The organism is Pedobacter africanus, assembly GCF_040548825.1.
Classification (GTDB): domain Bacteria; phylum Bacteroidota; class Bacteroidia; order Sphingobacteriales; family Sphingobacteriaceae; genus Pedobacter; species Pedobacter africanus_A.
Genome location: NZ_JBEPSL010000003.1, coordinates 310311 through 320101, shown reverse-complemented (window position 1 = coordinate 320101; position 9791 = coordinate 310311). Strand labels below are relative to the sequence as shown.

Genomic DNA, 9791 nt, shown 5'->3' with positions numbered 1-9791 from the left:
AATGAATTGCCTATTCCATAAAGCGTTTTACAATTCTGAGTTTATGGGTATATCTGCCCAATTCTGCATTGTAAATACCTTCGTTATCCATAGGATCTATCCTGACTTTTGAAGAAGAATGTATGATCTGTGTAGGGTCGATCATGATGCCCACGTGGGTAATCCTTCCTTCGGCATTGTCGAAGAATGCGACATCACCGGGTTTGATTTCCGGAAGGAAGTCGACAACCGCACCTTCCTCTGCCTGCTGATAGGCATCGCGTTTCATTTTTAAGCCGTTCAATTTAAATACGGTTTGTACAAAACCGGAGCAATCCATTCCGAAGAGGTTTTTCCCGCCCCATAAATAAGGTACATTACGGAAAAACATCGCTGTGGTAACCACATCGGCTGTAAGTCCGTTCTGGGTATCGAGGGGTTCGAACAGCACTTTATAAGGCTGATCGCCAAGGTAGCAATAACCATCTTTATAACCCGGCAGGTTACTGGACGGGGAAAGGAGATAGGTACTACCCTCTGCATCGCTAACCAGGTTATTTATTTGCGGCGGGACAATATAGCGGCAGTTCTGATTTTCAAGAAAACCGGCAGCTGAAATGGCTGCCAGCTGCCTGAAATCCAGCCAGCCTTCGTAATTGTCGTAGGCATTACGGACCCGCCACCAGCGCTCCGTTTTTTCAAGTATTTCTACGTGATCGCCAAACAGCAGCTGAGAGGCGATCTCGGCTTTATCCGAAGGTTCGGCCCTTAAAGGTGCTACAGCTATCCTGCAAATTCCATATTGTTGTTCCATATCTATAAATCAATGTATAAAAATAAACTTTTGCCTGGTTAAATTGTTATTTTTATAGTATAGAAATCATTATTCTATTGCACAGTATAAACCTTAATCTAAACACCATGAACCTCAAAAAGATTTTAATTGCAGTAGACAACAGCACCTGTTCTGAAAAAGCGGCAAAAACAGGATATGAAGTAGCAAAAACCTTTGGAGCTGAAGTTGCGCTGGTCAATATTATAGAGCCTATACCCGCAAATATCAATCCGGACCTTACACTGGCGCCGGTATTTTTAGAAGCGTATGACAATAGTGAGGAAAACAGCCATATTCTGCTGAAAGAGATTGAGGCCAAATTCAGTCAGGGCATCCCTACTACCTACCTCAGTGTTATTGATAGTGCCGCACATGGCATTATCAAGCAGTCTGACGAGTGGGGTTCGGACCTGATTGTTATCGGAACTTATGGCCGGACGGGTATCTATCATTTCCTGATGGGAAGTGTGGCAGAGCACGTGGCGCGGAAGTCGGCCTGCCCGGTATTAATTGTACCGAACAAGTACGAAGAAAAACCATAAACATAAAAAAGGCGCCTGACAGCGCCTTTTGTGTATCCTATAAATAGCCAGCAAATTATCCTTCCTGATGTAACCAGGCTTTTTTGGCCAGCAATTCTTCTTCTGTTTCACGAACGTCTTCATCATCCACACAACAGTCTACCGGGCAAACGGCTGCACATTGCGGTTCATCATGAAAACCTTTACACTCTGTACATTTGTCGGAAACGATGTAATAAACTTCATCAGATACTGCTTCCTGGGCAGCTTCTGCATCCATTTCTTTACCTCCAAAATCAATGATGCCGTTTAAATTGGTACCATCAGAAAATCTCCAGGCTGTGCCTGCATCATAAATTGCATTATTTGGGCATTCAGGCTCACATGCTCCGCAGTTAATGCATTCGTCTGTTATTTTAATAGCCATGTCTTCGTCTATATCTATTGCTAAGTTTAACTTTGCAACAGCAAATATAACACATAAACTTTAAAATCTTCGGAATTATGCCAATCCTTAACAGCGAAAAACTAATTATTGCATTAAAAAAACTTAGCGACTTTATAGCTGAGCCTGATCAGGACTTTAAAAACCTCATCTCATCGGCAGCTAATGGCAATGCATGGTTTACAGCTGAAGAGGTGAAAAAGGCATTGAAAGCATTGCAGCATATGCTAGGCCCCGAAGATCTTGAAACCTGGTTTAAAAGCATCCGGGTAAGCCATGCCCCTAAAAATGTAGGTTTGATTTTAGCAGGGAATATCCCTCTGGTTGGCTTCCATGATGTCATTTCGGTACTGGCAACGGGGAATATTGCTTTGATAAAGTTGTCATCATCAGACGACAAACTACTGCCTGCGCTGTTGGCTAAGCTAGTTGAAATAGAACCTTTGCTGACAGAAAAAATAATTTATACCGAGCGGTTAAAGGATTTTGATGCGGTTATTGCTACCGGCAGCAACAATACTTCCAGGTATTTTGAGTTCTATTTTGGTAAAGTACCCAATATCATCAGAAAAAACAGGAACAGTGTTGCTGTAATTACCGGAAATGAAAGTAAAGCCGAACTGGCATTGCTTGGACATGATATATTTGATTATTTTGGCCTGGGCTGCAGAAATGTATCCAAGCTTTACCTTCCTGAAGGTTACGACATCAAAAACTTTTTTGAGCCCATTGAACATTTCAAAGACATCATTAATCATTTTAAATACAACAACAATTACGACTACAATAAATCCATTTACCTGGTAAACCTGAAGCCCCATTTCGATAACGGTTTTATATTGCTCACCGAAGAAAAAAGTCTGGCCTCGCCCCTGGCTGTGCTGTATTTTGAGTACTATAAAGATATAGCTGCAGTACAGGAACTATTAAAGGCTGAGCAGGAAAACATCCAGTGCGTGGTGAGTACGGCACCGCTACAGCTGGATTCGCCTGTACTGGGTTTCGGACAAAGCCAGTCGCCGAGACTTTGGGATTATGCAGATAACGTAAATACGGTCGACTTTTTAAATGCTTTGTAAGCCCTTACCTTTTTCTCATTTTGAAATACTATTTTTGAGCGATGTATGTTATTAAAGTAAAAGGTATTGCCAAAATCCCGGATTATGTACAATTGCGGGACGATAAATTTACCCTGCTGGCGTATTTCAGGGTAGACAGGCCCGACAAATCACTGGAGAAGCTGGGACTGGGAGATAAACAAGCATACATTATGAATTTTGTAAATGATTTGCCTTTCGGACAAATTGCTAAATTAGAGATCTAAACATGACAGGAAACACAGTTATAAATTTAAAAAATGTAGATGTTTTTCAGCAGAAACATCTGGTTTTGTCTAACGTAAATTTAAATGTAGACAAAGGTGAATTCGTTTTTTTAATCGGTCAGACAGGTTCTGGAAAAAGTAGTTTGCTTAAAATCATTTATGGCGACCTCCATATCGGAAATGGTGAAGGGCAGATAGCCAGCTTTGATTTAAAAAAGCTGAGCAATAGAGAGGTCCCTTATTTGCGCCGGAAATTAGGCATTGTATTTCAGGATTTCCAGTTGCTGACTGACAGAACGGTGGAGAAGAACCTCGAGTTTGTATTGAAAGCTACAGGCTGGACCGATAAGGCCCTGATCAGTGAGCGCATTAAAGATGTTTTGGAAAAAGTAGGTTTACGCTCCAAAATCAAAAAGATGCCACATGAACTTTCCGGAGGGGAGCAGCAGCGTGTGGTGATTGCACGGGCCTTACTAAACAATCCGGAAATTATCCTGGCCGATGAGCCTACAGGAAACCTGGACCCGGATACTTCTGAAGAAATTGTAATGTTGCTGAAGCAGATCAGTCAGAGCGGTACCGCAGTGCTCATGGCCACGCACGATTACCACATCATCCGTACCTTCCCTTCAAGGATCATTAAGTGCGAAAGTGGTATTGTTCACGAAGATGCACAGATCGTTTAAGGCCCTTGCCTGACAAAATTTTCTTATTCGGTCATTCGCGACAGTCTTTTTTACCTAAAACTGACAGCATGACTGACAATTCCCTATTGGCAAAGCTTTTGAGTTTATAACCAAAATTCTACTATACTATGTTTAGCAAGAAGAAAAAACACGATAAAGAAGATACAACTATGCAAAATCAGGATCCTGCAGCAGAAAACAATGCTGAAGAGCTATTGATAGACGATACAAATGAGGCGCAGGCCGAAACTCCGGAAGAAAGCGTCACTGAACTTTCTGCAGAAGAAAAATTGCAGCAGGAAAACGCAGCTTTAAATGACAAATATTTACGCTTATTTGCTGAATTTGACAATTTTAAACGCCGTACCCAAAAAGAGAGAATAGAATTGCTGCAAACGGCAGGTAAGGATGTCATTGTTTCCTTATTGCCGGTACTGGACGATTTTGACAGGGCCGATAAAGCGATGGAAAACGCTACGGATGTAAATTCTATCAGGGAAGGCGTAAATCTGGTACATACCAAATTAAAAAGTATACTGGCCCAGAAAGGCCTCAAAGAAATAGAAAGTATCAATACCGTTTTTGATACGGATAACCACGAAGCCATTACTAAAATACCTGCTCCAACCGAGGATATGAAGGGAAAAGTAATAGACCAGCTGGAAAAAGGGTATACCTTAAACGACAAAGTGATCCGCTTTGCCAAAGTAGTAGTAGGTAGTTAATATTTTTATGAGCAAAAGAGATTATTACGATGTGCTTGGAGTATCCAGAAACACATCTGCTGACGAGATTAAAAAGGCTTACCGCAAACTGGCCATCAAGTATCACCCGGATAAAAACCCGAATGATAAAGCTGCCGAAGACAAATTCAAGGAAGCAGCCGAGGCTTACGAAGTTTTAAGTAACCCTGAAAAGAAACAGCGTTACGACCATTATGGTCATGCCGGGGTTGGCGGTGCAGCAGGCGGTGGATTTGGCGGCGGCGGAATGAACATGGAAGATATCTTCAGCCAGTTTGGTGATATCTTTGGCGGCGGCGGCAGTCCCTTCGAAAGCTTTTTTGGCGGTCAGCAATCACGCGGAGGCCGCCGGGTAGCTAAGGGTACCAACCTGCGGATCAAAGTAAAGCTTACGCTTGAAGAAATAGCCAATGGCACAGAGAAAAAGATAAAGGTAAACAAACAGATTACCTGTAAAACCTGCGATGGCACGGGTGCTAAAGACCGCTCATCGGTAAGTACCTGTAAAACCTGCGGTGGAAGCGGGGCTGTACGCAGGGTGACCAATACCATATTGGGACAAATGCAAACCACCTCTACCTGCCCTACCTGTAACGGAAGCGGATCCCAGATCACAGCCAAATGCGGTTCATGCCATGGCGAAGGTGTAGTAAGAGGCGAAGAAACCATTACCATTAATATCCCTGCCGGAGTTAGTGACGGCATGCAGCTGAGCATGAGCGGAAAAGGAAATGCAGCACCTAATGGTGGTATTCCTGGCGATCTGATCATATTGATTGAAGAGATCCCTCATGAAACCCTGAAACGTGAAGGCAATAATGTGGTTTATGATTTGCATGTATCTATTGTAGATGCGGCATTAGGCTATAGTGCCGAGGTACCAACCATTGATGGCAAGGCCAAAATTAAAATTGAGCCAGGTACCCAGAGCGGCAAATTACTGCGTTTAAAGGGTAAAGGTATTCCGGAGATCAACTCCTACCACCGCGGAGATGAGATCATACACGTGAACATCTGGACACCTAAGATCCTGAGTTCCGAAGAAAGAAGCATCCTGGAAAGACTCAGGGACTCTCCGAACTTCAAACCCCAGCCGGGAAAGAATGACAAGAGCTTCTTCGAAAAAATGAAAGAATATTTTGAATAATTAATTTAATACTTTTAAAGGCCGCCCGCAAAGCGGCCTTTTCCATGTAACAAAAACCGGCTTTTTTCGTCTAAAACCAAAAAAACATATTCAAAATGACCGCAGCTGTTATCGATCTTGGCACCAATACCTTTCACCTTATCATTGCACAAATTTCTCCGGATAACATTGAGGTCCTCTACAAAACCAATATTCCCGTAAAATTGGGCGAAGGCCGGATTAACGATCATATCATCGTCCCCGAAGCTTATGAAAGGGGCCTGCTGGCCCTGGAAACATTTCAGAACGAGATCCGTAAACACCAGGTAGATAAAGTAAAAGCAATTGCCACCTCTGCCATACGCAGCGCCGGCAACGGGGAAAACTTTGTTAAGGCAGCAAGATCCTATGCAGGAATAACCATTGAGGTAGCCAGCGGGGATCAGGAAGCGGAATACATCTTCAATGGCGTAAAAGCCAGCGGTGCAATCCGGGAAACTTCATTGGTTATGGACATCGGGGGCGGAAGTACCGAGTTTATCATTTGCGACGAGAACGGGCTCCTCTGGAAAAAAAGCTATAACATCGGGGCAGCGCGGCTAATGCAGGCTTATTTTAATTCTGACCCTATAAGCCAGAGCGACAGGCAGGCCATTACCAGTCATTTAGATAATGAACTGGCTGATCTTAAAAAAGCCTGCAGCATTTACAAACCAATGCAGCTGATTGGCTCGGCCGGTGCCTTTGAGACCTTTACGGCAATGATAGACGGGCAGCTGGATTTAAACAACACGCCCAGCACTGCCATTGATCTGGAGGCTTACCGGATCCTGTCAAAAACCCTGCAGCACTCCAGCCATTCAGAAAGAGCAGCGATGCCAAACCTGATCCCGCTAAGGGTAGACATGATTGTGATTGCAGCAATTTTAACCGACTACGTGATTGCATTGAGCGGCATTGAGCGCCTGAGCCTATCTACCTACGACCTGAAAATGGGTGTACTGGAAAACCTCAGGCAATCAGAAGCGGGATAAAGCCTGGTACAGTTTTTCTGTAGGAAGTCCCATTACATTGGTATAAGAACCGATAATCTTTTCGACAGCAATAAGCCCGATCCAGTCCTGTATCCCGTAAGCTCCAGCTTTATCAAAAGGGTTATAGTTGCTGATGTAATGCCCGATCTGGGCGTCGGTAAGTACGTTAAAAAAGACTTCCGTCCTGTCGTAAAAGGAATGCAGTTTGCCTGCATAACCCAGGCTTACCCCGGTATAAACCTGGTGATTGGTTCCCGACAACTTGCCCAGCATTTCCCTGGCATGTTCCGCATCTGCCGGCTTGCCCAGAATTTCGTCGTTATAGGCAACAATGGTATCCGCGGTAATAACGATCGCATCCCCATTGTCCCCGGCAAAGGCAGCGGCCTTTTTTTCGGCGATGTAAACGGCTATATCAGCAGGCAGGAGTTCAGCAGGATAGCTTTCATCCACTTCCTTTAACATCACCTTAAAATCAAGGTTCATGGCACTTAACAGTTCCTGTCTGCGTGGAGATTTTGAAGCGAGTATAATGGGAAGGCTTTGCTGATACATATTATAGATGAATTACCGTTGCGCTAAAATAACAAAAGCGGCGCTAGGCCGCTTTCATTGTTGACAAATATTTTTTGGCTTACTGACCACCGCCACCCTGAGGACCACGGCCTTCCATTCTTTTTTTCATGTTTTCAGCTCTTTCTTTTTTCCATTCTGCAAAGGCTTTTTTCTGATCGTCATTTAGCAAAGCATTGATCTTTACATCATTTTCATCGTTCAAGGCTTTCATTTTGGCCATCATGGCTTCCCTGTCGCTCCCCTTATTTTCTTCACGGGCCTTTTTCATTGCCGCAGCCTGGTCAAGGAAAATAGTGGTTACTTTTGCTTTCTGATCTTCAGACAGGCTCAGCTTCTTGGTCAGCTGTTCTGCATTTTTTTGCGCTCTTTCTTCTGGAGTTGCCATTTTACGTCCCCCATCCTGTGCCTGTGCAAATGTTACTACACTGAATAACAGTCCGCAAATCATCAATAATTTTTTCATCTCTTTTCGTTTTTGTTTTACTTTATGGTTCTGAGTTATGCTCAACTCAGGAATTAGAGAGCAAGCGGTAGCATTAGGTTTAACCATTAAAACGTAACATGCGTGTTACAAATAAAGTTCTGTTGTTATTTGCCTGAATCGGCAGCAGACGGGTTTTCATCAAACCACTTCTGCTGTACCCTAAGGACTTTCTCTATGATGTCCCTGACAGCGGTTTTGCCTCCTGTGTAAGGCGAGATGTAGTGTGAGATGGCTTTAATTTCAGGAACAGCATCTTCCGGACAGGTAGGCAGGCCTACCAGTTTCATTACTTTAAGGTCTGGAATGTCATCGCCCATATAAAGGATCTCTTCAGCTTTAAGCTGATATTTTGCCAGCAGATCATTGTACACCGCAACCTTATCAGAAACCCCCAGGAAGATGTTGTTTATCCCCAGTCCTTCAAAGCGCTTTTGCATGGCTATGCCCTTTCCTCCGGAAATGATACAAACATGATAGCCCCTTTTTACCGCCAGCTGAAGTGCATAACCATCTTTGATGTTAAAGGTACGTAGAAACTCACCCGAATCGGACGCGATGATATCGCCGTTGGTCAGTACACCATCAACATCAAAGATAAAAGTTGTAATCTGCTTTAGCTGTTCAAGAAACATGAGTACCTATTTCTGGTTATCTCTCCACTCGTAAACCCAGGCCGACTGGATTTGTTCCAGGTGCCCTTCATTGCTTTCTTCACGGGTGCCTTTAAAGTTAGGCAAGTCCAGAATCCAGTCCAGCAGCTCTGTAAACCTGATGCGGTATATTCTGGCTTCACCAAATTCGTCACCAAATTTCTCGTACAGTTCCTGAGCTATATCTTCGTGGTCATTCCAGTAAATGGGTAGGGCAAATTTATCCTGCATGTTATTTTTTCTTATCTGTTGTTATTAATGACCTAAAAACTCTGATTGATCGGGAATGGTAACTTCAATATCTCCGCTGATCACTACACACTGACAGCCCAAACGGGAACTGATCCTGGGGCGGACTGCCCTGTCGATGAAATCCTCTTCTTTATCCGAGATCTCCTGGATATCATCCATACCCCGGTTTACATATACATGGCAGGTACTGCATCCGCAAACTCCTCCGCAATTGTGCTGTAATTCTATTCCATGGTCCAGGCAAACATCCAGCACAGATTCACCTCCTGCGATAGGCAATTCCACTGTTTCTTTTCCCTGTTCTTCAAAATTTATCTTTAACTTAAAAATACTCATAATCGGGTTCAAAAATACGCACAAAAACCACAATTACATGATTATCGTGTTTTTTTAATGCTATTACTTAAAATTGTATAGATTTCCTTCAGATGAGGGCTCTTATGCAATAGTTCTTCGTGTTTTAAAAGGGTTTGTTTGTCGTTCCGTATGGCCGGCCCCGTCTGCACATTTTCCGGCAGGGCATTTTGTACTTTTACTGCGGTTTCCATGATCAGCGGCCTGAGGATCTCAAAGTCGATCTCGTTCTTTTCAACGATCTGCTGACTTAACCGGTACATGTGGTTAACAAAGTTACAGGCAAAAACACCAGCCAGGTGCAATATTTTGCGCTTCTGGGTATTTACTTCGTAAATGAGCGGGCTCAGCTTAACGGCAATGAGCCTCAATGCACTCAGGTTTTCCGGACTGTTGGCCTCCAGACATAAAGGCACATGAATAAAATCTATAGGTTCTGCTTTGGAAAAGGTTTGCAGCGGATAGAACACACCATAATTCTTTATGCCAGCCAATACTTCCATATCTGTGGCACCAGAGGTGTGTACAACCAAACCGTTGACATCTTTAAGGGCCTTGACCACCTTTACAATCGCATCGTCTTTTACTGCGATAAGGTACAGGTCTGCATCCTGATCGATCTCTTTCAGATCTGCCACAGCCTGGGCACCGGTTTCAGCAGCTAAGGCTAAGGCGTTGTTAAAATCCTTGCTCCAAACCTGAACAATATCGGCTTCATTTTCTTTGAAGGCATTAGCCATGTGTGTGGCTACATTACCAGAACCTATGCAAACAATCTTCAT

General features: G+C 43.6%; 15 protein-coding genes. 7 read left to right on the top strand and 8 right to left on the bottom strand.

Annotated elements, in window-relative coordinates:
• Nucleotides 1-10 precede the first annotated feature (10 nt).
• On the bottom strand, nt 11-793 hold the full coding sequence (locus ABIE26_RS17050) for a C40 family peptidase (protein ID WP_310144039.1): 783 nt from the start codon (nt 791-793) through the stop codon (nt 11-13).
• Between the two features lie 107 nt (nt 794-900).
• Between ABIE26_RS17050 and ABIE26_RS17045 the strand changes: the two genes are divergently transcribed.
• Nucleotides 901-1356, top strand: coding sequence for a universal stress protein (locus ABIE26_RS17045; RefSeq protein ID WP_310144037.1), 456 nt, complete (start codon nt 901-903; stop codon nt 1354-1356).
• 55 nt (nt 1357-1411) lie between these two features.
• On the opposite strand, the gene ABIE26_RS17040 is transcribed toward ABIE26_RS17045, so the two are convergent.
• On the bottom strand, nt 1412-1762 hold the full coding sequence (locus ABIE26_RS17040; RefSeq protein ID WP_310144034.1) for a 4Fe-4S dicluster domain-containing protein: 351 nt from the start codon (nt 1760-1762) through the stop codon (nt 1412-1414).
• Nucleotides 1763-1839: 77 nt separating this feature from the next.
• On the opposite strand from ABIE26_RS17040, the gene ABIE26_RS17035 reads away from it, so the two are divergent.
• The 6 genes from ABIE26_RS17035 to ABIE26_RS17010 all read left to right on the top strand — a co-directional run bounded on the left by ABIE26_RS17035 (nt 1840) and on the right by ABIE26_RS17010 (nt 6693).
• Entirely contained in the window at nt 1840-2859 is a 1020-nt protein-coding gene (locus ABIE26_RS17035) for an acyl-CoA reductase (protein ID WP_310144032.1), read from the top strand.
• 41 nt (nt 2860-2900) lie between these two features.
• Entirely contained in the window at nt 2901-3104 is a 204-nt protein-coding gene (locus ABIE26_RS17030) for a fructose-6-phosphate aldolase (protein ID WP_084237129.1), read from the top strand.
• Nucleotides 3105-3106: 2 nt separating this feature from the next.
• Entirely contained in the window at nt 3107-3790 is a 684-nt protein-coding gene (locus tag ABIE26_RS17025; RefSeq protein WP_310144026.1) for a cell division ATP-binding protein FtsE, read from the top strand.
• A gap of 128 nt (nt 3791-3918) precedes the next feature.
• A complete protein-coding gene (locus ABIE26_RS17020; protein ID WP_310144022.1) occupies nt 3919-4515 on the top strand; it encodes a nucleotide exchange factor GrpE in 597 nt (198 codons plus the stop codon).
• 7 nt (nt 4516-4522) lie between these two features.
• Nucleotides 4523-5680 carry a molecular chaperone DnaJ gene (gene dnaJ / locus ABIE26_RS17015; RefSeq protein ID WP_310144020.1) on the top strand — a complete coding sequence of 386 codons (1158 nt, stop codon included), beginning with the start codon at nt 4523-4525 and terminating at the stop codon, nt 5678-5680.
• A 95-nt stretch (nt 5681-5775) separates the two neighbouring features.
• Complete coding sequence (locus ABIE26_RS17010; protein WP_310144016.1) at nt 5776-6693, top strand: Ppx/GppA phosphatase family protein; 918 nt, start codon at nt 5776-5778, stop codon at nt 6691-6693.
• Here ABIE26_RS17010 and ABIE26_RS17005 read toward each other — a convergent pair.
• From ABIE26_RS17005 to ABIE26_RS16980, 6 genes are all read right to left on the bottom strand, one after another.
• Nucleotides 6679-7248 carry a Maf family nucleotide pyrophosphatase gene (locus ABIE26_RS17005; protein ID WP_310144014.1) on the bottom strand — a complete coding sequence of 190 codons (570 nt, stop codon included), beginning with the start codon at nt 7246-7248 and terminating at the stop codon, nt 6679-6681. The two genes, ABIE26_RS17010 and ABIE26_RS17005, sit on opposite strands and share 15 nt — an antisense overlap.
• A 79-nt stretch (nt 7249-7327) precedes the next feature.
• Nucleotides 7328-7732, bottom strand: coding sequence for a hypothetical protein (locus tag ABIE26_RS17000; RefSeq protein ID WP_310144011.1), 405 nt, complete (start codon nt 7730-7732; stop codon nt 7328-7330).
• A 125-nt stretch (nt 7733-7857) separates the two neighbouring features.
• The gene (locus tag ABIE26_RS16995) at nt 7858-8385 is read right to left on the bottom strand and encodes a KdsC family phosphatase (RefSeq protein ID WP_310144009.1); all 528 of its coding nucleotides are present in this window, start codon (nt 8383-8385) and stop codon (nt 7858-7860) included.
• Nucleotides 8386-8391: 6 nt separating this feature from the next.
• Nucleotides 8392-8634, bottom strand: coding sequence for a Fe-S cluster assembly protein IscX (gene iscX / locus ABIE26_RS16990; RefSeq protein WP_310144007.1), 243 nt, complete (start codon nt 8632-8634; stop codon nt 8392-8394).
• A 24-nt stretch (nt 8635-8658) separates the two neighbouring features.
• A complete protein-coding gene (locus tag ABIE26_RS16985; protein WP_310144004.1) occupies nt 8659-8991 on the bottom strand; it encodes a 2Fe-2S iron-sulfur cluster-binding protein in 333 nt (110 codons plus the stop codon).
• A 41-nt stretch (nt 8992-9032) separates the two neighbouring features.
• The gene (locus ABIE26_RS16980; protein ID WP_310144001.1) at nt 9033-9791 is read right to left on the bottom strand and encodes a Rossmann-like and DUF2520 domain-containing protein; all 759 of its coding nucleotides are present in this window, start codon (nt 9789-9791) and stop codon (nt 9033-9035) included.

What these genes read in the sequence shown, in the direction of transcription:
- ABIE26_RS17030 (WP_084237129.1), top strand. Translation starts at nt 2,901, where the DNA reads ATGTATGTTATTAAAGTAAAAGGTATTGCCAAAATCCCGGATTATGTA.
- dnaJ (WP_310144020.1), top strand. Translation starts at nt 4,523, where the DNA reads ATGAGCAAAAGAGATTATTACGATGTGCTTGGAGTATCCAGAAACACA.
- ABIE26_RS17010 (WP_310144016.1), top strand. Translation starts at nt 5,776, where the DNA reads ATGACCGCAGCTGTTATCGATCTTGGCACCAATACCTTTCACCTTATC.
- ABIE26_RS17045 (WP_310144037.1), top strand. Translation starts at nt 901, where the DNA reads ATGAACCTCAAAAAGATTTTAATTGCAGTAGACAACAGCACCTGTTCT.
- ABIE26_RS17005 (WP_310144014.1), bottom strand. Translation starts at nt 7,248, where the DNA reads ATGTATCAGCAAAGCCTTCCCATTATACTCGCTTCAAAATCTCCACGC.
- ABIE26_RS17040 (WP_310144034.1), bottom strand. Translation starts at nt 1,762, where the DNA reads ATGGCTATTAAAATAACAGACGAATGCATTAACTGCGGAGCATGTGAG.
- ABIE26_RS16980 (WP_310144001.1), bottom strand. Translation starts at nt 9,791, where the DNA reads ATGAAGATTGTTTGCATAGGTTCTGGTAATGTAGCCACACACATGGCT.
- ABIE26_RS17025 (WP_310144026.1), top strand. Translation starts at nt 3,107, where the DNA reads ATGACAGGAAACACAGTTATAAATTTAAAAAATGTAGATGTTTTTCAG.
- ABIE26_RS17050 (WP_310144039.1), bottom strand. Translation starts at nt 793, where the DNA reads ATGGAACAACAATATGGAATTTGCAGGATAGCTGTAGCACCTTTAAGG.
- ABIE26_RS17035 (WP_310144032.1), top strand. Translation starts at nt 1,840, where the DNA reads ATGCCAATCCTTAACAGCGAAAAACTAATTATTGCATTAAAAAAACTT.
- ABIE26_RS17020 (WP_310144022.1), top strand. Translation starts at nt 3,919, where the DNA reads ATGTTTAGCAAGAAGAAAAAACACGATAAAGAAGATACAACTATGCAA.
- ABIE26_RS17000 (WP_310144011.1), bottom strand. Translation starts at nt 7,732, where the DNA reads ATGAAAAAATTATTGATGATTTGCGGACTGTTATTCAGTGTAGTAACA.
- ABIE26_RS16995 (WP_310144009.1), bottom strand. Translation starts at nt 8,385, where the DNA reads ATGTTTCTTGAACAGCTAAAGCAGATTACAACTTTTATCTTTGATGTT.
- iscX (WP_310144007.1), bottom strand. Translation starts at nt 8,634, where the DNA reads ATGCAGGATAAATTTGCCCTACCCATTTACTGGAATGACCACGAAGAT.
- ABIE26_RS16985 (WP_310144004.1), bottom strand. Translation starts at nt 8,991, where the DNA reads ATGAGTATTTTTAAGTTAAAGATAAATTTTGAAGAACAGGGAAAAGAA.